The organism is Vibrio chemaguriensis, from assembly GCF_012275705.1.
GTDB classification, from domain to species: Bacteria; Pseudomonadota; Gammaproteobacteria; order Enterobacterales; family Vibrionaceae; genus Vibrio; species Vibrio diabolicus.
Genome location: NZ_SHOE01000010.1, coordinates 74658 through 97905 on the forward strand (window position 1 = coordinate 74658; position 23248 = coordinate 97905).

The 23248-nt window shown below is 44.6% G+C and carries 25 protein-coding genes and 1 pseudogene; 12 read left to right on the plus strand and 14 right to left on the minus strand.

Going from position 1 to position 23248, the window contains the following annotated elements:
- The first annotated feature begins 17 nt into the window (after positions 1 to 17).
- Complete coding sequence (gene gloA2, locus EX191_RS11350) at positions 18 to 401, plus strand: SMU1112c/YaeR family gloxylase I-like metalloprotein (protein ID WP_048625392.1); 384 nt, start codon at positions 18 to 20, stop codon at positions 399 to 401.
- Here gloA2 and EX191_RS11355 read toward each other — a convergent pair.
- The 5 genes and pseudogenes from EX191_RS11355 to EX191_RS11375 all read right to left on the minus strand — a co-directional run bounded on the left by EX191_RS11355 (position 381) and on the right by EX191_RS11375 (position 3774).
- On the minus strand, positions 381 to 746 hold the full coding sequence (locus tag EX191_RS11355; protein WP_080619260.1) for a hypothetical protein: 366 nt from the start codon (positions 744 to 746) through the stop codon (positions 381 to 383). The two genes, gloA2 and EX191_RS11355, sit on opposite strands and share 21 nt — an antisense overlap.
- 176 nt (positions 747 to 922) lie before the next feature.
- On the minus strand, positions 923 to 1312 hold the full coding sequence (locus EX191_RS11360) for a cytochrome b562 (RefSeq protein WP_005394852.1): 390 nt from the start codon (positions 1310 to 1312) through the stop codon (positions 923 to 925).
- Positions 1313 to 1467: 155 nt separating this feature from the next.
- Positions 1468 to 2220, minus strand: a complete 753-nt coding sequence (locus EX191_RS11365; protein ID WP_170902869.1) for a phosphatase — start codon at positions 2218 to 2220, stop codon at positions 1468 to 1470.
- Positions 2221 to 2303: 83 nt separating this feature from the next.
- Positions 2304 to 2751, minus strand: a pseudogene (locus EX191_RS11370) (SRPBCC family protein).
- A gap of 99 nt (positions 2752 to 2850) precedes the next feature.
- Positions 2851 to 3774 (minus strand): DMT family transporter, encoded by a 924-nt coding sequence (locus EX191_RS11375; RefSeq protein WP_193447778.1) that lies wholly within the window; start codon positions 3772 to 3774, stop codon positions 2851 to 2853.
- A gap of 129 nt (positions 3775 to 3903) precedes the next feature.
- Here EX191_RS11375 and EX191_RS11380 point away from each other — a divergent pair, with 129 nt between their 5' ends.
- Positions 3904 to 4794: a LysR substrate-binding domain-containing protein gene (locus tag EX191_RS11380; protein WP_085342548.1), complete on the plus strand. Its 891-nt coding sequence runs from the start codon at positions 3904 to 3906 to the stop codon at positions 4792 to 4794.
- Between the two features lie 125 nt (positions 4795 to 4919).
- Positions 4920 to 5921, plus strand: coding sequence for a S1 family peptidase (locus EX191_RS11385; RefSeq protein WP_243238714.1), 1002 nt, complete (start codon positions 4920 to 4922; stop codon positions 5919 to 5921).
- A gap of 16 nt (positions 5922 to 5937) precedes the next feature.
- On the opposite strand, the gene fliJ is transcribed toward EX191_RS11385, so the two are convergent.
- Genes fliJ through EX191_RS11425 form a run of 8 tightly spaced genes read right to left on the minus strand, consistent with a single transcriptional unit; the run spans position 5938 to position 13958 of the window.
- Positions 5938 to 6378, minus strand: a complete 441-nt coding sequence (fliJ, locus tag EX191_RS11390; RefSeq protein WP_193447780.1) for a flagellar export protein FliJ — start codon at positions 6376 to 6378, stop codon at positions 5938 to 5940.
- A 24-nt stretch (positions 6379 to 6402) separates the two neighbouring features.
- On the minus strand, positions 6403 to 7749 hold the full coding sequence (gene fliI, locus EX191_RS11395; protein WP_193447781.1) for a flagellar protein export ATPase FliI: 1347 nt from the start codon (positions 7747 to 7749) through the stop codon (positions 6403 to 6405).
- Positions 7742 to 8497 (minus strand): flagellar assembly protein FliH, encoded by a 756-nt coding sequence (fliH, locus tag EX191_RS11400; RefSeq protein WP_005394841.1) that lies wholly within the window; start codon positions 8495 to 8497, stop codon positions 7742 to 7744. The genes fliI and fliH overlap by 8 nt, the downstream gene beginning before the upstream one ends.
- Positions 8498 to 8501: 4 nt before the next feature.
- On the minus strand, positions 8502 to 9515 hold the full coding sequence (locus tag EX191_RS11405) for a flagellar motor switch protein FliG (RefSeq protein WP_005394839.1): 1014 nt from the start codon (positions 9513 to 9515) through the stop codon (positions 8502 to 8504).
- A complete protein-coding gene (gene fliF, locus EX191_RS11410; protein ID WP_031780427.1) occupies positions 9484 to 11232 on the minus strand; it encodes a flagellar basal-body MS-ring/collar protein FliF in 1749 nt (582 codons plus the stop codon). The genes EX191_RS11405 and fliF overlap by 32 nt, the downstream gene beginning before the upstream one ends.
- 3 nt (positions 11233 to 11235) lie before the next feature.
- The gene (fliE, locus tag EX191_RS11415; protein WP_005375045.1) at positions 11236 to 11592 is read right to left on the minus strand and encodes a flagellar hook-basal body complex protein FliE; all 357 of its coding nucleotides are present in this window, start codon (positions 11590 to 11592) and stop codon (positions 11236 to 11238) included.
- A 15-nt stretch (positions 11593 to 11607) separates the two neighbouring features.
- Positions 11608 to 12939 carry a sigma-54 interaction domain-containing protein gene (locus tag EX191_RS11420; RefSeq protein ID WP_053808282.1) on the minus strand — a complete coding sequence of 444 codons (1332 nt, stop codon included), beginning with the start codon at positions 12937 to 12939 and terminating at the stop codon, positions 11608 to 11610.
- A complete protein-coding gene (locus EX191_RS11425) occupies positions 12939 to 13958 on the minus strand; it encodes a MotY family protein (RefSeq protein WP_193447782.1) in 1020 nt (339 codons plus the stop codon). The genes EX191_RS11420 and EX191_RS11425 overlap by 1 nt, the downstream gene beginning before the upstream one ends.
- Before the next feature lie 384 nt (positions 13959 to 14342).
- Here EX191_RS11425 and EX191_RS11430 point away from each other — a divergent pair, with 384 nt between their 5' ends.
- The 9 genes from EX191_RS11430 (at position 14343) to lafA (ending at position 22560) form a co-directional block, all read left to right on the plus strand.
- The gene (locus tag EX191_RS11430; RefSeq protein ID WP_005398043.1) at positions 14343 to 15161 is read left to right on the plus strand and encodes a FliM/FliN family flagellar motor switch protein; all 819 of its coding nucleotides are present in this window, start codon (positions 14343 to 14345) and stop codon (positions 15159 to 15161) included.
- A complete protein-coding gene (gene fliN / locus EX191_RS11435; RefSeq protein ID WP_005398044.1) occupies positions 15158 to 15529 on the plus strand; it encodes a flagellar motor switch protein FliN in 372 nt (123 codons plus the stop codon). The genes EX191_RS11430 and fliN overlap by 4 nt, the downstream gene beginning before the upstream one ends.
- A gap of 18 nt (positions 15530 to 15547) precedes the next feature.
- A complete protein-coding gene (gene fliP / locus EX191_RS11440; RefSeq protein ID WP_005398045.1) occupies positions 15548 to 16306 on the plus strand; it encodes a flagellar type III secretion system pore protein FliP in 759 nt (252 codons plus the stop codon).
- A 13-nt stretch (positions 16307 to 16319) separates the two neighbouring features.
- Positions 16320 to 16589, plus strand: a complete 270-nt coding sequence (gene fliQ, locus EX191_RS11445) for a flagellar biosynthesis protein FliQ (protein ID WP_005375036.1) — start codon at positions 16320 to 16322, stop codon at positions 16587 to 16589.
- A complete protein-coding gene (gene fliR, locus EX191_RS11450; RefSeq protein ID WP_006741982.1) occupies positions 16589 to 17365 on the plus strand; it encodes a flagellar biosynthetic protein FliR in 777 nt (258 codons plus the stop codon). The genes fliQ and fliR overlap by 1 nt, the downstream gene beginning before the upstream one ends.
- On the plus strand, positions 17362 to 18489 hold the full coding sequence (gene flhB / locus EX191_RS11455; protein WP_006741983.1) for a flagellar biosynthesis protein FlhB: 1128 nt from the start codon (positions 17362 to 17364) through the stop codon (positions 18487 to 18489). Before fliR ends, flhB begins: the two co-directional genes overlap by 4 nt.
- Before the next feature lie 31 nt (positions 18490 to 18520).
- Complete coding sequence (gene flhA / locus EX191_RS11460) at positions 18521 to 20611, plus strand: flagellar biosynthesis protein FlhA (protein ID WP_006741984.1); 2091 nt, start codon at positions 18521 to 18523, stop codon at positions 20609 to 20611.
- 19 nt (positions 20612 to 20630) lie between these two features.
- Positions 20631 to 21401, plus strand: a complete 771-nt coding sequence (locus tag EX191_RS11465; RefSeq protein ID WP_046875750.1) for an EAL domain-containing protein — start codon at positions 20631 to 20633, stop codon at positions 21399 to 21401.
- A gap of 304 nt (positions 21402 to 21705) precedes the next feature.
- Entirely contained in the window at positions 21706 to 22560 is an 855-nt protein-coding gene (gene lafA / locus EX191_RS11470) for a lateral flagellin LafA (protein WP_053807553.1), read from the plus strand.
- A 59-nt stretch (positions 22561 to 22619) separates the two neighbouring features.
- On the opposite strand, the gene EX191_RS11475 is transcribed toward lafA, so the two are convergent.
- Positions 22620 to 22907, minus strand: coding sequence for a hypothetical protein (locus EX191_RS11475; RefSeq protein ID WP_053807552.1), 288 nt, complete (start codon positions 22905 to 22907; stop codon positions 22620 to 22622).
- Positions 22908 to 23248 lie beyond the last annotated feature (341 nt).

Here is a 23248-nt window from a genome sequence, read left to right on the forward strand (position 1 = left end):
GTTTGAAGAGGTTAACCATGTTTAATGCCATTCATCACGTCGCGATCATTTGCAGTGATTATCCAAGGTCAAAACGCTTTTACACCGAATTGTTAGGGCTAAAAGTCATTGCTGAAAATTACCGTGAAGCCAGAGACTCCTACAAGCTTGACCTCGCTTTACCTGACGGCAGCCAAGTTGAATTGTTTAGCTTTCCGGACGCACCAGAGAGACCGAGCTTTCCTGAAGCTCAGGGGTTACGCCACCTTGCTTTTCAAGTGGATGATGTCGAGCATGTTAAAGAATATTTAGAGACGAGAGAAATTGAGGTAGAGCCCATTCGCATCGATGAATTTACAGGCAAAGCGTTTACCTTTTTCAAAGATCCAGATGGCTTGCCGCTAGAAGTTTATCAACGCTAACTTTGGTGGGGCACGAGGAACTGGCGTTTCAAATCGTACACTTAGAGCCAAAAAAGTGTAGCTTTCAGAAATGACCAAGCTCAGTTGTGGAAGTATTGGTGTAGTTGGAAGTGAATCATGATGAAAGGTCGAGAAGTGGCTAAAAGGACAAGGTTTGCCTTTATGGCTGACGGCATTGTCACTTTCTTCGATTTGAACCAATTCAAAACCGTTAAGCGTACATAGCGTCGCCCACACACCCATGCTGTTACCATGAGCATTGATAACAGGCATCAGGGTCACTAGCACCCAACTTAGAGCACTAGCAAATAGCATGGAGCGATAAAAAGGAATTAATCTACGCATAACGGTGACTTAACAAATTTAATTCAGCGTAACTAATTCTGAGTGCTAGCTCAAAAACAGGATCAATAAGTGGTTGCCACCTCACAGCTTTTCTTCAATAACGCAATTGACAGACACAAAAAAGCCCACCAAAACGGCAGGCTATTTTCATATTCTATTGTCAGCTTTTATCGCGATTAGCCGAACAGCTTACTCCAAATACTTGGGTTACGCTTGTCGTGGTATTCTTCACGTAGGCTATCAATTTCACGTAATTGTGCTTTCGCGTCTTGCAGGTTACCAGCGTCTAAGTCTGCCTCAATCTTGTCTAACGTTACCGTTAGTTTATTAAAGCCTTCTAAGTAGGTATCGAATTTCTCTGGTGGATAGTTGCCGCGCTTAGATTGCTCGACGATTGCTTGCAAGCTATCAATTGCAGACTTCATGGTTTCAACATCCGACGCTTCTGCCGCCTGTTTGAATTCCATCTTCATCTGCTTCATGTTTTGTTTTAAATCAACCGCTTCTGCCATTGCGTATGTTGAGCCAAACGCAATCGCACACCCTAGGACTAAAGGACGTAACATTTTCACTTCTCCATTTATAGTGCCGAATTCTGTGTCGGCTTTATTTACCCAAGTAACCCACGCCATAAAAGGCGACAAACTAGCTTAGTTGAGTATTTCCGGGTCGCAGTGTAAAGCAATCTTACGCCAGGTGCATACCTAAAATGTAATCAAGTTTATGCGTTGCGAATGTCGTCATACTCTGGAATTGGCTTACGGCCTCTCAGAGCTAAGAAAGACAAAAACTGCTGAGCGGTGTGAGTAATCACTTTTTTGCTATCGATACCCACTCTATCCATTAGCTCTCCAACCAAATCCAGATTACCAACATCATGACAGAAATGCGCATCACTTCCCGTTGTGAAGAAGACACCGAGATCTTTACCGATTTGTGCAATCTCGTGGCAACGGTCTACGCTACCCACTCGGCTATTCCCTTTTAGCGTGGTGTTATTGATTTCAATCGCAACATTATGCTCTTTCGCGCACGTTAAAACGGCCTGAAAATCAAAGTCGAAATTTGGATTCCCAAGATGGCCAAGCGCATCAATACGACCGTTTTGAATCACATTAATGAGCGCTTCCGTATGAGTTTCTTTGTTTGCAGGACGAAAAACAGGTTCATGGAAACTTGCAATAACCCAATCTAGGTTACGATCGACACTCAGCGGAATATCGATGTCGCCTTCGGTATTAAGAATGTTGGATTCCACACCCCGAATGATCGCGATACCGTCTAAAAATCGAGGCAGGATTTTTTGGTTGGAGAAAAACCAGTAATGCGGCGCGCCCGGCATTGATTCCGCGTGATCAGTCGTACAGAACATATCCAAGCCGTTCTCTTTCGCCAATTTTGCATTTTCAATCAAGGTGCTGTACGCATGACCACTGGCGTACGTATGTGTATGGGTATCAACTTTAAATTCCATCATCCACTCTCTTAGGTGCGCTATCTTGCATGCTATTGTATACCTACACGTGACGTACCGTCAGCCCAAGATGAGTATCAGACTTAAGCTTGCTCCTCACTGATGGCTTTTATTAGGGGCAACGCTTTTTCCCATCCGTGATTAAACATAGAAACAAAGTCGCTGTGCGTATGAATGGTGACATTGAGTAACAAACGATCACTATTGGTGTCGATCTGATAGATCTCTCGTGATCCAATCCACTTAGATGCTAAATCTCCATCCAGTTGCTGCCTATTATCCGGATTAAAAATAGCAATGTGATGAAATTCAAGACGCTGTTGCGGTTGCACGATATCGATAGTCGCTCGCGTTCCGCCCATATCGGGATCAAAAAAAAGTGATGTCTTGCCCTTCTTCCCATATCCCATCAAATTGAGACTGGGGTGAGAAAGCCTGTGCCCAGCGTTTGTATAACTCAGCATCGGTTAGCACTTCCCACACCCGTTGCGGTGTAGCTGAAATCTCAACGTAATAATTTAGCGTAAGCATTATTTCTCTCCCTGAACCTTTCTTGACGCTAGTTCATTGTCAGAAAAAATCAAACCTCACCTCTGATTTGCCTTACTTAATCCTCTATTTTCCGACAGGCTAAGAGGTTCTCGCTTGTAACCTACCACCACGATGCGCCGTAAAGTGAACCCAACATGTGTTCAGTATGGTTGCGAGCACGATTAAACTCATCCCGATAATTTGGCTTTGACTCATTCGGTCATCAAAAAACGCACTCTGCCAAACCGCGGTGAACAGTAGGTTAGTAAAAATAAGTGGTGCAAGTTGAGAGCCGCTGCTTGCCAGTTGATACGCTTTGGAGCGGAAAACTTGGGTGTTAATGATCATCAGGGACATCACACCGAGCCACAGCATATTAGAAGAAACAGTAGATTCCATCACATTGGCTTTGAGGAAAACATCGATGTCGTTAAACAACGTTAGCGGTAACAGAAATACGGCAGCAAACCCAAACGCCCAAAAGTTGATTTCTAATGGCGACATATCAGTTTTACTCACTTTATATAGCGTAAGCTGAGAGCCGGAATTGAAGAGTCCACTAGCTAGACCGAGTAATAAATCCGAACGCCAAGTAAACCCCCCACCAACTCCCGCCAACATAACCACTCCAGTAAACGCCATTGCTAAAGCCGCCAATGTTGAAACGCGAATGTGGCCTCCCATAAACAGCTTTTCAACCAAAGGAATAAATAATGGGCCAGTGGCAAACAATACCACCCCTTCTACCAGCGTTAACGTTTGTAGTGACGCGATGAAACACAACTGTGATAAGCCGATACAGAAGGCGCGAAGCAAAATCGGTTTTAACGTCCCAGCTTTAGGAAAGGTAAGATTTTTGAAACGAAGTAAGACAAGCAAAATAAGTGCAGGAGCCAAAAAGCGTAAGAAACTAAACAGTGTGACGGAAAGTTCACCTGTCAACTGCTTTGCTAACAACCCAGTAACAGATAAGCTTAACGTAGACATCAGCATGAAAAGAATAGATTTATTTACTGCATTCATTCGATACTCCTTAATATGTGGAGTATTTTATGAGATATCACTTATTGTAAATAGCGAGTAATATTAACCATTAATGTAAGAAAAACTTACAGGTTAACTTACCTCTCATCATGTTACGGTTTCTAAAATATGCGTAAATTAGTCCCTCTAAAATCCATCTATGCATTTGTCGCTGTGGCGGAATCTGGCAGCATGACAGAAGCAGCGCAGATATTAAGTGTGAGTCATTCGGCGGTGAGTCAGGCGATAAAATCACTGGAGACTCAGGTCAACAAACCTCTGTTTGATCGCGTAGGCAGACAAGTTCAACTTAATGCTGACGGTAAAAAATATTATCGAAAGGTTGCGCCAGCTTTAGAACAAATTGTCGATGCCACAGAAGCGCTAATCCAAGACCAAAACTTGCAACGTATTACGCTTAATATGGTGAATTCCTTGGCGCTGCATTGGTGGATTCCGCGAATGTCGAGTTTGCAGGACTTTGCTCCGCAATTAGACGTTCGTTTATCAAACCTGTCTGGCAGGTTTAATCTAGAGCAAGAAGGTATCGACGCTGCCCTCGTGCATGGAAACACCGAGGAATGGCAAGATTATTACTGTGAAAAGCTCAGTGAAGATGAACTGGTTTTGGTGTGTAGCCCTGAATTGATAGCTAAGACGAAAGACTCAAATATCGCTCAACTGTTAAAGCAGTATCCCATCATTGAAGTCACTAACGAACGAAGAAAAAATGACTGGAACGTGTGGCAGAATGCGACTGGCATCCTGCGACCTAAAAGCAAAAAACCAATCACTTTTAATATGTCGATACAAGCCGTGCAGGCGACGACTCGTCGTTTAGGCTTATTGGTGACTCATCGCTTGTTTGTGAAAGATGACATCAAATATGGCCAGTTAATCGAGCTGGGTAAACCCGTCATTAATCCTAACCAACAGTTTTACTTTGTTTGCCCACCACACAAGCTAAAGCTGGAATCGTTTCACCTTCTGCGCTCGTGGTTGCAACAATCATTCAATTAAAGAAACCTTTTGTTAAGCACATTCATTGAAAAATTAGTATAAAGTTAGAAAGAGCACTTTTCATCCAAGGATGGTTTATGAAGCGGTATCAAATATGGTTAAGCGTACTCTGCCTCGCAGTACCCATGAGTGCAGTCGCTGAAAGTGAAGACGCTCATTCAGAGCAAGGCATCTCAACGGCAATCATAGGCGGCCAGCAAGCCACTCAAAATCAATTGCCCTTTTTCGCACGACTCATTCTACACAAAACTGGCGCTAATCAATTTGCCAACATCTGTGGCGGCACGATTGTTAATGACCGCTTCATTTTAACCGCCGCTCACTGTGTAGAGCCGAGTGTTTTTTCTGACGGATGGACAATCAATGATCTACGAGTTTTAGTAAAAAACCCGACAATGAATGATGTGTTTGTTGATGAATTCAAAGATGTTCGCTCTATCACTATTCATCCAAATTACGAGCCTAGTGATTTATGGATTAATGATATCGCCGTACTTGAACTTACCCACCCGATCACCGACAACGTTCAATCCATTACGTTGCCGCAAGATTTTGGTGATTACAGCAGCCAATCGGTTTATCAGATATTCGGTTTAGGGCAAACCTCGACCAACGATGAAAATGGACCAAGTTATTTGCGATGGGCGGAAGTAAAACCACTCACCGATGCGCAATGTGCTTCTTTAGTGACCGGGTTTAATGCTCAAGAAAGCTTATGTGCCAATGGGTTTCCTGAGCGCAGTTATACCGGTATTTGTAGCGGTGACTCTGGTGGCCCTCTCACCTATCAAGACAATAACGGAATGTATCAACAAATCGGTATTGTAAGCTATGGTTCTTCTGTTTGTGAATCCGCTGCGATTCCGAGTGTGTTTACTGAGGTTCTAAATTACACAACATGGATTGAAGCCCAAACCAGCTCGGGAGTGAAGACTCGTTACAATGCTCTCTTAGCAAGCACAGAAGATTATCATAGTGAAGGTGATTCCGGCTTTGAACCAGAAGATACCAACACATCTGGCTTTGAGGATAATGGCAGTAGTGGTGGCGCACTTGGCTCAGGGATGATCATGCTTGGGGGCTGGTTTGGTTGGCTAAGACGCAGAAGAAATTATTCGCGCTCCTAATAGCTTTGACAAGACATCATAATATCTTGCGCTTAACACGAGAGTTGATGATGTCTTCTATTATTTTTTGCTCTTTTTTCGCTTTTTCATAATTTTGCTTAGCACGCCATCGTTCGAGCACTTTTTCTAACCCTTGAACACGAGCGTGTTTGTGCTCCAGCGTTTTTTGTACAGACGCGCATTCCGCTTGCATGACGGCTTGTTCATGCTCATGGTGGCGAAGCATTTTTTGCAGCATTTGATCGACACGATTAAAGTTCATCAGCGCTGCGCTTGTCAGTGTTGGAACAGTTCTTGTTGATTGTCCCGCATGGCCTTTCAATGCTGACAATTGTTCCAACTGCATTGAAAGATGGGAGTGACGTTGGCGCATGGCATCAAGTTGCTGACCCACACGATCACGTTGCTTTTCTTCCATTTGTTGCAGCTTACCCACTGCTTTTAACTTGGATTTCATCTCAACGATACCACTCCCATTTGGTTAAGCACTTTGAAAAAGCTGCGCGAGCTCAGTCAAACTGGTTGGGTAATCCACTGACTCATTAGCGGCTTGTTGTAAATACGCACGTAAGTTTGGATACATAGCAACAGATTGATCTAATTCAGGATCTTGCCCCGGTTGATAGCCTCCTAACGGCAACAGTTCTTTCACCTGAAGATAGTTGGAGTACATCTGGCGGAAATTATTCGCGATCGTGCTATGCGCCTCCTGTGTACAGGTGCTCATACAACGGCTGATAGAGGCATTAATATCAATGGCAGGATAGTGCCCTTGCTCGGCAAGTTGACGCGATAATACGACATGCCCATCTAAGATAGCACGCGCAGAATCCACGACAGGATCTTGCTGGTCGTCCCCTTCCGCCAACACGGTATAAATTGCGGTTAGGCTACCGTGCTGATTTTCACTGTTGCCCGCACGCTCAAGGAGTTGCGGTAACACGCTGAAGACAGAGGGCGGATAACCGCGAGATGCCGGAGGCTCGCCAAGCGAAAGAGCGATTTCACGCTGTGCCATGGCGTATCGAGTGAGAGAATCCATCAACAACAGAACATCTTTGCCTTGATCTCGAAAATACTCGGAAACGCGATGACAAAGCAGTGTCGCTCTTAACCTCATCAGCGGGGATTCATCAGCAGGAGCTGCGATGATAATCGCCTTCTTGCGCGCCTCTGGGGTTAAGTTTCGTTCGATGAACTCGCGTACCTCTCGGCCTCGCTCACCAATAAGACCGACCACAATCACATCGGCTTCGGTGTTTTTGGTGATCATCCCCATTAGAACACTTTTACCGACACCACTGCCCGCCATTAAGCCAATGCGTTGCCCTTTTCCGACGGTCAAGAGTCCATTGATTGCGCGCACCCCAACGTTGAGTGGGGTATCAACAGGACGTCGCTTCAATGGGTTAATCGGTTTTGGTTCAAGTGAAACACGATCTCCCCCTTTAAGCGGTGCCCCGTCATCCAACGGCTCACCTAAACCATTCAGCACTCGCCCTAACCACTGAGCACTTAACTGCACGGTACTGTCACCGTCCAGAGGAATGACTTTCGCACCAGCAAATAAGCCACCTAAGCGCCGAATAGGCATTAGGTAAGCAATAGTGCGCTCAAAGCCCACCACTTGCGCTTCGATCATGTCGCCTTCTGCGGTTTCTACAAGACAGCGCTGCTCCAGTTTAAACCGGCACCCAACGGCTTGTAACATTAAGCCGTTTACTTTAATCAAGCGCCCTGTCACGCGAGCAACAGGGATTGAATCGAGCGAAGCCAATGCTTCGCTCAAACGCTCACTCAATAGCTCATGGCTTAAGGTATTACTCATGCTCTGATTCTACCTGCGGAATACTAACTTCATCCAAAAGGTGTTGTTTTACATTGTCCATACAGGCTTCTAAACGAGAGTCGCAGCTTGCATCCGCCTCTGCATCATCGGTCACTAGTTGGCAGCCACCAATCGGAAGTTCCGTATTAGCCACCAGTTTCCAAGATTGTGGCAGATCAGCATTAATGTGAGTAATTCTTTCTAAATCCTGCGGATTTAAATGCACGGTTACGGTTTCCGCTTTGCCTGGCATGGCAGACAATGTCTCATCCACCAAGGCAAGGATCTGTTGAGGCATTAAAGTGAGCTCAGCACGAATCACTTGCTGAGCCACTTTTTGTACCAGCTCACAAATCATATGGCGTTGCTGTTGCTCTTTTTCGTCTTGCCAGCGAGACAGCGCATGAAAGAGCTCGTTCACGGGTTTCGCCGCCTCTAGAAAACTCTGTTTTCCTGACTGCTCACCAGACACAAAGCCTTTTTGGAAGCCTTCTTTTTGTCCATCTAACAGGCCTTGTTGCTTACCCTGCTCGATACCTTGACGTAAGCCTTCTTCATGCCCTTGTTGTAAACCTTGTTGAAAACCGGCTTCAAGCTGTTGTTGAATATCAACTTGCGGCTCTTGCCAACCTTGGTTATCTAGCCCGAACTCGTCTTCTATAGCCTTAGGCTGCGCCAAAGGCGGAAAGCGGTGCAAACGGTATCCACTCGGCGGCAGTCGCATCGTACTTGATTTTGTCTCTACCATGACGTTACTCCACCGTTGGCTCTTCATAAAGAAGCAACTGAACTTCACCAGATTCATCCAACTCACGCACCATTTGCATGATGTCTTGACGCGCTTTTTGAACACGACTTAGCGCAACAGCCCCGCGCGCTTCCATATCGTCTTCCAGTGCTTTCACCATACGCTGAGGCATAGAACGTTTAATGGCTTGCTGTAACGTAATTTCTGAACCTTTGAGTGCAACTGCCCACAATTCTAGTGGGATCTGCTGCACCAGCATGTCCATGGTTTCTTCACGCTGACGACCAAGAACCATAAAGTCGAACATATTCTCTTCAATGGCATTAACGACATCTTCATCATGCAACTTCAGCATTTCCATCAACGACCCGCGATCACCTTCAAAGCGGTTAATGATGTCAGCAGCTTGCTTGACACCAGATAGCGGTGTGCTTTGGCTTGCAGATACTTTTTCAATGCAGCGCTCAACGAGCTCATGCAAATCAATAGCAACTTGATGATCGATGTCTTGCAGCTGAGCAATTCGGAACAAGATTTCGTCATGGTAATCTTGTGGCAGGTGCTTCAACACCGCTGAAGAGCTATCAGCTGGCAAATAGGCAAGAAAAATCGCTTGCATTTGCGGGTGCTCATTCACAATGAAACGAGCAAGCGTTTCTGCTTCTACCCACTGTAAGCGCTGCATATTGTTGCGAATTTCATCACCATACAGCGTATTCAGCAGCCCTTTTGCCAAATCATTACCCAATGCTTTACGTAGCGTATTAGACAAATATTCTTTAGAAGCTCCACGAATGCCACTGTGCTCACGAAAGTCTTCAAAGAAAGTTTGAATAACGCCGCGAGCGGAATCGCTCTTAATGCCATTCAACTTCGCCATTGCACGAGTCACCCGCTGGGTTTCATCACGGCTAAAGTGCTGTAAAACCTTCGCAGCGGCATCCTCGCCCATGCCTAATAGCACGAGCGCGGTTTGTTCTACATAACTAAGCGTCTGCTTTGATGGAACTGTGTTCATTGATGTTTACCCATTGTTTCAGTATTTCGGCTACGCGCTCTGGCTCTTCATTGGCAATAAGCTGTAGGTGTTTCAATTGAATCTCTAGTGGCGAACCGGCTGGAGGCAGCATGTCGCTGTTTACATCTAAGCCGGAAGAGGCTGAGATACCTTTTTCTGATAGACGGCGATCAAGCACTTCTTCATGCTCACGCTCTTCACGCGTTTGCAGGTTGTCATAATCAGGCTCTTCTTGCGGCTCTGCAAAGTCTAACTCTGGTACTGGCTTATCAACGCCTGTGAGGTGCATGATCAATGGGCGTAGTACGAAGAAGATCATCGCCAAGCCTAACAAACCACCGATAACGTAACGTATTGGCTGCTGTACTGTAGGGTCTTGCCACCACGGCAGCGCAGGAGGCGCATCAATTTCAATTGGAGTGAAGTTGAAACTCATCAAGCTTAAGCTGTCACCTCGTGCCGCAGAAATACCGACAGCATCCATGATCATATTTGAAATCTGCTCTTTATCTGCTTCACTCCAAGCAACACCATCCGGAGAGGCTTTCGAGTTCAACAGTACCGACACGCTCATTTTCTCAATTTGACCTTGTTGGTATTGAGTACGACGAACACTACTCCCCACTGCATACTGACGGTTTACTTCAGAGCGTGCGTTGGTGTTTTGGCTATCGTTCGTTTCTACTTCTTCACCAGTTACTGGCGGTTGGTTGCTTAGAGAACCTGGTACGCCTAGCGCAATTTGGTCAACTGAGTTGTTGTGAATGGTGTGCTCGTTACGTACGACAGGTGCGTTATCCAAAATCTCTTGCGTTTCTTCAACTTGGCTAAAGTCCATATCAGCAGCGACTTGCACACGGAAGTTACTCGGACCCACAATTGGCGTAAGCATGTCTGCTGCGCGTTGAATGATCTGCTTCTCAACGTTCTTTTGATATTCAAGGTATTTTGCATTGACTTTACCTGCTTCCGCCGAAGCAACATCTGCACTGAGTAAACGGCCATATTGGTCGATAACAGATACAAATTCAGGCTTCATCGCCGTCACGCTACCAACCACTAAGTTGATGATTGCTTCAACTTGCTCAGACTTGAGGTCTTCGCCAGGTTTCAGCTCAAGCATCACTGACGCTGAAGGGTTCTCGCTGTTTTGACGAACAAATAAGGTTTGACGAGGAATAGCTAAGTGAACACGCGCATTCGCCACTGAATTCAGAGACATGATAGTGCGTACTAACTCACCTTCTAAACCATGACGGTAACGCGCCGTTTCCATAAATTGGCTTGTACCGAGAGAGCTGTCTTCTTTAAGCGAATCCAAACCTGTCGGCAGTTTGGCTTTAACACCTTTTGACGCAAGCAACATGCGAACTTTCGCAACTTCGCCTTCTGGCACAAGAACTTGGCCATTTTGCTCTTGCATACGGTAGCTCACACCTTCACTTTCTAATACCGAGACAATCTCTCCGATATCAAAACGTTCTTGTTGGCTATACAGTGGACGGAAGCTTTGTGAGGAACTCCAAAGAGCGACCACAATGATTGCCGCAACAATCGCAGCGAGTACGGCAGATAACACTAGGTTTCTCTGGCTACTCGACCAGATTTGCTTCAGCTTCGTTGTTACATCGTCCATACTATTCGCAGTAGAAAATGTCTGTGCTGAGCCGGAGGTCATGGCTGTATTTCCGGCGACTTGGGGGGTTAGTTCTGACATGAATTACACCGGCATCTTCATAATATCTTCAAATGAGGTCACGACTTTGTTGCGCACTTGCATCAAAGCATTAAATGATAAGCTGGCTTTTTGGCTAGCGACCATCGCACCAACTAGGTCATCACTTTTTCCTGTTTCTACGGCCGTCATTTTTTGACTAGCCACTGATTGATGTTGATTCACTGTATCCAACACATTTGTCATCGCTTGTGAGAACGATAATGGTGCGTTTAGTGATTGTTGATCTAAAGGATTTGCACTCACGATAAACTCTGGCGGCTGCACTTGTGCCTGCATCGCCTGCATTTTTGACAACATAAGTTGCTCTGCCGAGACCGCATGAGTAGGTTGACTTGCCATCTATTTTTTCTCCTATTAGGCAGCCGAGCCTAGTGCCGACTGTAAATCAATACCATGTTCTCGCATGGCTGCGAGTTTGTAGCGTAGCGCTCGAGTTGATACTCCAAGCGCGTTTGCGGTTTTCGTTCGGTTTCCACCAAACTGACGTAATTTTTCTAAAATAAATTGATATTCGGCCTGCTTCTTCGCTTCTACATGACCAAAGCTTGAAGCTGGCTCAGCGGATGGAACTGGCGCAACAAGTTCAATAGGCAGCATCAGATCATGGGCAGTAATGTAGTCACCATGACGCATGACCAATGCACGCTGAATGACATTTTCCAACTCGCGAATATTGCCTGGCCAGTGATACTGACTCAGTGCACTGATCGCATCTTGGGATAGATGACAGCGACTGCTATCTTGATACTTTTCAATAAAGAATTGGCTGATCGGTAAAATGTCTTCTTTTCTTTCACGCAAAGGCGGCCAGTGCAGAGGCAAAACATCCAATCGATAATAAAGGTCTTCACGGAATGCGCCTTTTTGAACTTCTTCACGTAAGTCTTTATTGGTTGCCGCAATAACACGAATATCAAGCTTCACCGCCTTGTGGCTACCTACGCGTTCCACTTCACGCTCTTGAAGAACGCGTAATAACTTGGCTTGAACTGCAGGGGACATTTCACCGATTTCATCTAGCAAAATCGTCCCGCCATTCGCTTCTTCAAACTTACCGCTTTGAGAGTTAGTCGCTCCTGTGAAGGCACCTTTGACATGACCAAATAGAACCGCTTCTAGCATCGACTCTGGAATGGCGGCGCAGTTAACCGCCACAAATGGACCATCAATACGTGGAGAGTGCTCATGCACATATCGAGCCAGCACTTCTTTACCCGTTCCCGATTCGCCTGTAATTAACACACTGGCGCTGGTGCAAGCGGCACGATGCGCCAATTGCAGTACCTGCTTGCTTCGCCAAGATTCCGCAACAATGTTGGCCATTGGCTTACCTAACGCTTCAACGCGCTTCAGTAAATTAAGCAGCTGATTCGCTTCAAATGGGCGTAATAGATAATCGGTTGCTCCCGATTTCATCGTCTCAGCCGCCAAGATTCCCTGCTCTTGATCGACAATAGCGATAACAACACCAGAGTTACGTTGCTTTTGGTGGCAAGCAACAAACTCGCGGACACACATGTCCGGTAAAGTAGAGCTCACAAGAGTGATTTCTGCTCGCTCTTCAAGTAATGCGCCTCGGCCAGTACGAGTGTGTTTTGCGGTGTAACCTGCATTTTGCAACACATCCAATACTGGTTGAGCAAGAGCTTCATTCGGCTCAACCAACAAAATTTTCGTTTTCGTCATCATTGAACCTTAACTTTCGTTTGTTGATTTTGTTGTTGTACATCAGGGTGGTGTTTCACTGCCGTTCGCTCGTTATCTCTAACTAGGCGCAACGTTACACGTCGATTTTTCGCTTGGCCCTTCGTCGAACTATTGCTGGCAATTGGGTAACGAGAACCATGCGCTCTTGTTTCGAGCATCGATTTATCAATACCAAGTTCAACTAAGGCCTCGGCAACTTGCTCTGCTCTAGTACGTGATACTGAAAGGTTCGCCAAGCTAGAACCAACGTTATCGGTGTGGCCATCAATTAAGATCTTGGTCACACGATCATCAACAGATACATAGCTATTTAGCGCTGCGAGCGTTTCTTGCTGCTTACGACTTAGCGCCTTCTGACCAAAGTCAAAAGACAGAACAAGATTTCGTGCCTCTGAAAACGAAAGCTTAGGCAAACGCGCTCGACAGGCATTAAATGACTTGAGCGCGTTTTGAATTTGAATAGTCGGAATCACAACCTCCGACAAAGAGGAAGCATTACTTCCCTTTAGTGACAACGTCACCCAATTACCAGTAGCAATTGAATCCATGAGTTCATCAGCACCTTTGCTGAAGACAAATCGTTGGGATGGCTTAGTAAAATCAAGGGTGGCAAACTCTTTTCTATAAAGCTCACTAGACCATGGAGCACTTTGACTTATTAGAGCAATCGTTTTCCATTTATTATTTTCATAATGTATATCGGAAATAAAATAAGTTTTATTGTTAGGTTCCGAACGGAAATAAAACTTCCCATACGGCGTGCTTGAGTGCAATAAGTTGCATTCAAAGTTATTTCCTTTATATGTCCACTTTGAAAGGTCCATGGGGATGGTCACAACCTCACCTGAATATGTCACCTTAGACACTAGCAAACTGACAAAAATAAATATTTTACAATTTATTAAACCGTTAGGGTTCATGTATATCTTACAATTCCATGACCTTATCAATTTAATTAAATATGCCACTAAGCCGTGATAACTGGCATAGCTAATCATGTTAATTACCTATTCTGAATATTGAAACTGGTTACAAAATACTCACAAGAGCATAGCCAAACCTTTGAAATCAAGATTTAAGCTTTAAAAACAATGTCTTATATTTTAATTATCTAAATTAGCCGTTACACCATGAAGATGGTTTTAAAAAGTTAATAACAACTAAAAACGCTTAATATTTTTATATTTTCTTATTAAGCAATTTATAAAGGAAACTAACCCTTTTTAAATTTTATTAAAAGATTAAGACTATATGCTCAAGGCAACATGTGAACTAAAGTCACAATCTTAGAGTTTGAAACTAAAAGATCATTAAAATTTCTGTGTAGACTACACGCCATTAAGTTAAAACAGTTTCGATTGTTAACGCACGGTAAAATATAAATGGAAAATAGAGTTAGCGAGCCTATTTCTGATATTCAACTACTTGATGTAGAATTATTAGGCAAACCTATTCATATCATTCGTGAAAAGCTTGAAGGCTTGATTTCAGAGTCTTGTTCCAGCCTTACGATTGAATTACAAAATTGGCTCAGTACGAGTAAAGTGGAAGCTAGCTTAACCTCTGTAGACTTGCATCGCTTTACACCGATAAAAATGGATAAAGACCAAACGTCAACCTATCAACACCAAGAGGGCGGCATGGTATTTGTTCATGGAGATGCTCACACGTTAATAAAACTGGCGGATCGGTTCTATGGCGCCAGCACTGAGCGTTCAGCAACAACACTGACAGCAAGTGACCTCCGCTTACAAGAGCGAATCAGTCGTATCATTATTGGTTGGCTTGCACCAGGTGAGATGTGGGAAATGGGTGAGTACGAAGCGCCCCGAGGGATTGGAATTAACGTGCAATTAAACATCGCGTTTGACGATCACCAAGGCTCAATTCATCTCAAACTAGATAGCCACCTTATTCAAACACTGATCGAGCAGCTTGAACTGCAGCCCGATACGGATTTGTACCAACCATTCTGTCGCTCTTTAGAGGCAACGCCTGTTCGACTGAATGTTGTTTTAAGTAAAAAGAAGATGCCGTTGAGCGACGTTGTAGGCTTACAACCTAACGATATTTTACCAATTGAGCTTCTTAATACGGTTCCAGTCAGCATTGGTAACCAATCTTTATTTACAGGTCGTATTGCTGAGCAAGACGGCCAACTTGTTTTGATCTTTAACCCTGATAAGGAACCGCAGCGATGAGCGAAGCGCCAGAAACGAATGCATTCGACGCAGAAGAATTGAACTTTGACGACTTTCAATTAGAAGACTTTGAAGCTGAAAGTACGCTCCAACAAGAACCAGCAACTGCGGAACGTGATCTTAGCTTTTTCAAAAGTATTCCCGTCACTGTCACGCTGGAAGTTGCAAGCAAAGAAATCCCACTTGGGGACTTAATGAAAGCCGGAGAAGGCACGGTTATCGAACTTGAAAAGCTCAATGGTGAGCCTTTAGACGTAAAGGTAAACGGCTCTCTAATGGGTCACGCTGAAGTCGTCGTCGTTAATGATAAGTACGGACTTCGTCTGATCGATGTACATGACTCTGCATTGAGTGGCGTTGGTCAATAATCTTAGGTAGGCATCACAATGAAAAATCTGAGCGCTTGGCACCGTTGGTTACCTCTTTTGGTACTGGTGTCACTTTTGTTTGCTTTCCCAACCATGGCGGCTGACAACGGCTTAACTATCCTGTCCGTTTCTGATGGCGACACACAGCAAGAATACAGCGTTAAATTGCAAATTCTGTTGTTGATGACGGCGCTCAGTTTTCTTCCAGCATTCATTCTGATGGCAACGAGCTTTACTCGGATTATCGTCGTCCTCGCGATTTTGCGCCAAGCCCTTGGTCTTCAACAAAGTCCTCCTAACCGCGTATTGGTTGGGATTGCTTTGGCATTGACCTTGCTGATCATGCGACCTGTTTGGAGCGATATTCATGAAAATGCATTTCAACCGTATGACAATGGTGAAATCACGCTAATACAAGCATTCTCTGTAGCAGAGAAACCAGTGAGAGAGTTCATGCTGGCACAAACTCATCAAAGCTCTCTTGAGCAAATGCTGCGTATTGCCAATGAACCACTCGACCAAAACGTTGAAGATATTTCTTTTGCGGTTGTCTTGCCTGCGTTTGTCATCAGTGAACTAAAAACCGCCTTTCAAATTGGCTTTATGCTCTTCATCCCCTTCTTGGTTATCGACTTGGTTGTCGCCAGTGTGCTCATGGCAATGGGTATGATGATGCTATCGCCTTTGATTGTTTCACTCCCTTTTAAACTGGTGGTGTTTGTACTCGTGGATGGCTGGGCAATGACGGTTGGCACATTATCTGCCAGTTTCGGTTAAATAGGAGCATGCTATGACCCCTGAACTAACCGTAACGTTATTTTCCGATGCAGTATGGCTGATCATTCTGATGGTTGCGGTACTGGTTGTTCCTGGCCTAATTGTCGGTTTGTGTATCGCCGTTTTCCAGGCCGCCACACAAATCAACGAGCAAACACTCAGCTTTTTACCACGTTTGCTCGTTACGCTATTGATGGTGATTTTTGCGGGTCATTGGATGCTCCGAAAAATCATGGAACTGTTTGATTTCTTATTCCACAACATACCGGGGATGATTGGCTAATGGCCATCACATTTGCAGAGCTCTCAGCGATACTCGGTCAACTCTGGTGGCCGTTTTTTCGTGTAGGAGCCGTATTTATTTCGATGCCCTTCTTTGGTGATGCAATCATTCCCGTTTGGATCCGTACCTTACTGGCACTTTCGATCGTCGTGATTACCGCACCATTGATGCCACCAATGCCACAAGTCGAATTATTCTCCATGACGTCTCTATTCCTTGCTTTTGAGCAAGCGATTTGGGGCGTGATGTTTGGGCTAATTTTGCACATGCTCTTTAACGTTTTCACCATGCTTGGTCAGGTCGTTTCTCTGCAAATGGGATTGGGTATGGCAATGATGAATGATCCTATCAACGGACTTTCTGTCGCCATTTTGGGCCGCATATTTCTTATATTTTCAACCTTGTTATTTCTCGCGCTAGAAGGACACTTGCTCGTCATTGATATCGTGATTCAAAGTTTTGTCGTGTGGCCGGTCGGTTCTGGCATCACATCGCTTTCTCTGCAAGGCGTTGTAAATATTTTCGGCTGGATGTTTGCCTCTGCTTTAGCACTAGCGTTGCCTGCTATTGTTTCAATGCTCTTAGCCAACATAAGTTTTGGTGTGATGAATCGCGCCGCTCCCTCACTCAACGTGTATGCATTAGGTTTTCCAATGACGATGCTTCTTGGCCTGTTCAGCGTATTAATTTCAGTATCTGGTGTGCCGGGTCGCTACACCGCGCTTGTACACGACACCATCAGACACTTGAGTAACTTTATGTTGGGGGGCGCATGAGCGATCAATCGTCTCAGGACAAAACTGAAAAAGCCTCGCCGCAGAAAGTAAAAAAAGCACGTCAGGAAGGACAAATTCCTCGTGCAAAAGAGTTTACTACTGCGGTGATATTTCTAGCGGTAGCGCTCTACTTTTACTCTCAGCTCAATAGCATTTGGGAAAGTATGTCAGGTATTTTTCGCTACAACATGATGCTGACGCGAGCCGACCTAGAAAACCCTAAACAGCTTGTCGAGCAATTGGGACAAAGTTTAGCGGTAATCATCGACATGTTATTACCGTTGTTTACCGTCATTATTATCGTGACCTGTGGTAGCAGCCTTGTACTAGGCGGTTGGATGTTCCGTCCGGCGAACGTGATGCCAAAGCTGAGCAAAATTAATCCTTTAAGTGGGATAAAGCGCATTTTTTCGACACGCTCAGTGGTTGAGCTCTTAAAGTCCACATTCAAAGTAGCCGTTATTTTCGGCATCTTATATGGCTATTTAGACAACCACTTACAGCCTCTGCTAGGTATGCAAAACTTACCTTTAAGCCAAGGCTTTTCCCTCGTGATGTCTATTCTCTTTGAAGGCTTATTGTTGATGGGGTTTGCGTTGTTGTTATTTGGTGTTGTAGATATTCCCTACCAACGTTGGGAGCACCTAAAAGAGCTGCGTATGACCAAACAAGAGCTGAAGGAGGAATTCAAGAACAACGAAGGCCGCCCTGAAGTAAAGCAGCGAATCCGTCAAATTCAACAGCAGTTTGCACGCCGTAAAATCGATAAGATGGTACCAACGGCTGACGTAATCATCACTAACCCAACTCACTACGCTGTCGCTCTGAAGTACGAACCTTCACTTTCTGATGCTCCATTTGTGGTTGCAAAAGGCGTAGACGAAACAGCCATGCACATTCAACGAATCGCCCGAGAAAACAAGGTGGAGATCATCAACTCACCACCGTTGACTCGTTCGATCTATCACACCACGGCGATTGAACAAGCAATCCCAAGCCAACTGTACATTGCCGTGGCACATATTCTTACTTACGTTTTGCAATTGAAAGCCTTCCGTAAAGGTGAAGGAAAAGAGCCAACTCCTTTGCCTCATTTTTCGATTCCAAAACATTTGCAGCACTGATTAACCCGCGTTTATCCAAGGACACGAAAGTATGCTTAACCGGTTAAAACAACTTCAAACATCAACCAAAGGCTACATTGGCATTCCAATTGTCTTGCTAATGATTTTGGCAATGGTGATTTTACCTTTGCCTCCCCTGCTATTGGATGCGTTGTTTACCTTCAATATCGTCTTGGCAATCCTAGTATTGCTGGTCAGCACTACCGCAAAGCGACCATTAGACTTCTCAGTTTTTCCAACGATTTTGTTAGTCGCGACATTATTACGTCTTACACTGAACGTCGCTTCCACACGAATCGTACTCCTAGAAGGACATAATGGGGGGGATGCGGCAGGTAAAGTCATCCAAGCGTTCGGTGAAGTCGTTATTGGCGGTAACTACGTCGTTGGTATGGTGGTGTTTGTTATCTTGATGATCATCAACTTCGTCGTAATTACCAAAGGGGGCGAACGTATCTCTGAGGTGTCAGCGCGCTTTACTTTGGATGCCTTACCGGGCAAACAGATGGCGATTGATGCCGACTTAAATGCCGGTCTTATCGATCAGGAAACCGCTCGATTGCGTCGTAAAGAAGTCGCTAACGAAGCCGATTTCCATGGCTCGATGGACGGTGCCTCAAAGTTTGTGCGAGGCGATGCTATCGCTGGTTTGCTGATTCTGTTTATCAACATCATTGGTGGTATCAGCATCGGCGTCTTTGAGCATGGACTCGCAGCATCTGACGCCTTTAAAACATACGCACTACTTACAATCGGTGATGGCTTAGTAGCTCAAATTCCGTCACTTCTATTGGCAACGGCTGCAGCGATTATCGTTACGCGAATTAATGATAGCGATAATGGCATGTCGGAAACCATGCAAAAACAATTGCTGGCAACCCCGGCGACACTGTTTACCGTCGCAGGCATCATGGCTGTGATAGGCATGGTACCAGGCATGCCACATTTGGCCTTTTTTGCTTTCGCGGGTGCTTTAGCTTTCGCGGGTTGGCGTCAAACGAAAAAGCCCGTGCAAGACTCCCAAATCGAGGAGGTCGAAGCACTTTCACAAGCCATGCAAGAGGACGATACACCACTTACGTGGGAAGACATTCCTCATGTTCAAACGTTGTCGCTTTCCCTGGGTTACCGTCTCGTCCACCTAGTCAACAAAGAACAAGGTGCACCTTTATCACAGCGTATTCGCGGTGTGCGCCGTAACCTATCTGAACAAGTCGGCTTTTTATTACCAGAGGTGCGCATTCGAGACAACCTAAGCCTTAAGCCGAATCAGTATACAATTTCTCTCAATGGCGAAGTGATCGAACAAGGCTTTATCGAGCCAGAACGTTTGATGGCGATTGCAGTCGGCGAAACGTACGGTGAAGTAGATGGTATTTTGGGCAGTGATCCTGCTTACCAATTACCAGCAGTGTGGATTGAACATCAAGACAAAGCGAAAGCGCTGAACATGGGTTATCAAGTGGTCGATGATGGCACGGTCATCGCGACTCATATTAGCAAGATAATGAAAACAAACCTTGCTGAGTTGTTTACGCACGACGATGTTGAAGCCATGACGCAACGTTTGACACAGCAAGCACCGAAGTTAGCCGAAGCCCTAGCCGCGGCACTTAACCCTGCGCAGCAACTCAAAGTATATCGCCAGTTGTTACTAGACCAAGTGCCACTAAAAGATATTCGTACGATTGCTAACACGATGCTGGAGTCCGCGGAAAACACTAAAGACCCGATTTTACTGGCATCTGATGTGCGTTGCGCACTAAAACGCACGCTCGTAAACCTGATTGCGGGACAGAAAAACGAATTAAATGTCTATGCTCTCTCTGATGAACTAGAACAAATGCTACTGACTTCGCTACAACAAGCACAATCTTCTGGTACAGTAATGTTAGACAGCTTCCCAATTGAGCCAAATATTCTTGGTCAGTTCCAACAAAACTTGCCACTGATAAGACAACAGCTCAAACAACAGGGATTACCTCCGATTCTTCTCGTTATGCCTCAGTTACGTCCACTTCTGGCTCGTTACGCACGCACATTTACGCAAGGACTGGCAGTATTGTCTTACAACGAAATTCCAGAAAACAAACAAATCAATGTGGTAGGAAACCTTGGTTAATCTTATTTCAACACATGCGATGTACGAACATTTGGTTGGTCTCGCAGTACAACATATCGTCACGGATGACGATCAATTAGTATTTGATGCTTTAAAGCACAATGACATTCAACACGCGTGCCAAGCCATTCGCGAGACTCAATCAGGCGAGGTAGAATTCCAACACCTGACGTTGAGATTTGGCACGCGTGGCGAACAAAGCGTCTATCAATTCGAACTCTCTGAACAAATGCAGTACTGCCTAGATTTGTTCAGCCTTTATCTCGCATTGCGACAAACACAGTTTCAGCTAGAAGCCTTTCACCCCGACTTAATCAGTAACGTCGTCGTGCCGATAAGAATTGACGCATTACTATGGGAACCAGGCATATACTTTCTCGAACAGATGATTCAGTTTCACTCTTCCGCTTTTCAACATGTGATTCCTTCTCTTCAAGCAGACAAAACGCTATGCGCCTATGATAAAGTCTCAGCGCTGATAGAGAAGTTAAGAGAAAACGCCTACTCACTTTGGTTTGAAGTCGCGACATCACAAGTGAACTTCGAACGAGTCGCTGACTTTAGCCCCGACATGATCAAACTATCGGTCACATTAGAGGATAAAGAAGAAAGACATGCTTTCCTACCGATTGCTAAGTTCTTAAGAAAGCACAAATACCCTTGGGTAGCCGGGCGGGTAGCGAGCCAAACAGAGCTAAACCGCTATCGCTTGTTAGGGGCCAATTATTACTTTGGTTATTTCAGTGACATCCCGACCTCCCTCTCTTTTCAATCTTTTGGTGAGGAATGACAGAATTTTAACTATTAATCTTTATAAAACAGCGCGAATTATTCGCGCTGTTTTTTTATTTATAACGAAGAACGACAATATTGATAGATGACTGCTTCCCTGATTAAGTCAGGCTTATTCAGGTTATTTGATGTTATATCTGTATTTTCATGGAATACAAGTCACTAAAAATCATCAATTTTGATCTTTTTTAGGAATTTTTTAATTTTCAAATTAATCATTAAAGCTGACCGACCGCCTCTAGTTAGTGACTAGGGAATATCCCGAGGCCTGAAAGATATAGTGACTAACTAAGGAGACTAAGATGGCTTTATCAATGCACACTAACTACGCATCGCTTGTAACTCAAAACACTCTGAACAACACAAGCGGTCTTCTAAACACCGCAATGGAACGTCTAAGCACAGGCTACCGTGTAAACTCAGCTGCAGATGACGCTGCTGGTCTTCAAATTGCTAACCGTCTAGAAGCACAAACGCGTGGTATGTCAGTAGCAATGCGTAACGCTCAAGACGGCATCTCTATGATGCAAACAGCTGAAGGCGCAATGGATGAGATGACTAACATCACATACCGTATGAACGACCTAGCAACACAGTCTTTGAACGGTTCAAACAGCGATAAAGACCGCGCGGCAATGGACGCAGAATTTAAACAGCTTACAGCTGAACTAAAGAACATCGTGGACAACACCTCTTTTGGTGGCCAAAAACTACTAGCAACTGGTGGTGGTTTTGAAGCTGGTGCAGTTACCTTCCAAATCGGTGCTTCTTCTGCTGAAACTCTAGATGTTGACGCATCTGCAAGCATCCAGAAAGTTGCAGCGACTCTTGCTGACGCAGCAATCACAGACGGTATCGGTGATACAACTAAAGCGAAAGCAGCTCTTGATAAAATCAGTGGCGCAGCTGGTCTAGTGGAAGATATCGGTGCTACTCGTGCTCAATTTGGTGCGAACATCAACCGTCTTGAGCACACTATGACTAACCTGGGTAACATGGTTGAGAATACTTCTGCTGCTAAAGGCCGTATCATGGACGCAGATTTCGCTGTAGAATCTTCAAACATGACTAAGAACCAAATGCTAATGCAAGCTGGTACGACAGTTCTGTCTCAAACTAACCAGCTACCTGGTATGGCAATGTCTCTACTTCGTTAATAACGAACTAGAAATAAAATATACCAAAATAAAAAGCCTCCCTATGGGAGGCTTTTTTATCACCTGCGAATATAAATATAGCTTTTATTCCCACGTTGCTCTTCCGGTACTCTAAAACCTATTTTCCGCATTATATTATGAAGCACTTTATTAAATAGCTCCAACTCAACTGTCTCGCTTCCCTGTCCTTGCTGATATGTTTTCAACTCAGGGAACTTGGATATCGCTTCTTGTAGGATACTTGCTAGTTCATCTGAATTAATATTTTGTTTGCTCAGTAACTTAGCACTAATAAACGTTTCGTAAGATCGAGCACATTTCATCAGTCGCAAAACAAATTCATTCATTTCTGCCGTTCTTATCTAAGTGTTAAACTAACGTTGGAAAAATATCTTCAAACACCAAATACATACCAAGTTAAAGATACCAAAAAGCGACATCCCACTATGTAGGAATAGTCCCAATAAAATAGCAGGAAGAACCTAAAATACCGCACTATTGATAGTTTACTTAAACTCCCTCCCCCCTAAAGTGGATTAAATAATTTAGTTTTTTAGTCGCCTTGTCTTATAAGGAAACACTAGATGTTTTCTAGAGGAAGGCGGAACACACTAGGTGGAAAATCTACTTCCTCTCAAATCCAGATAACATCGTAAGCTTATGTTTTAAAAGCCCATTTCAATTGGGC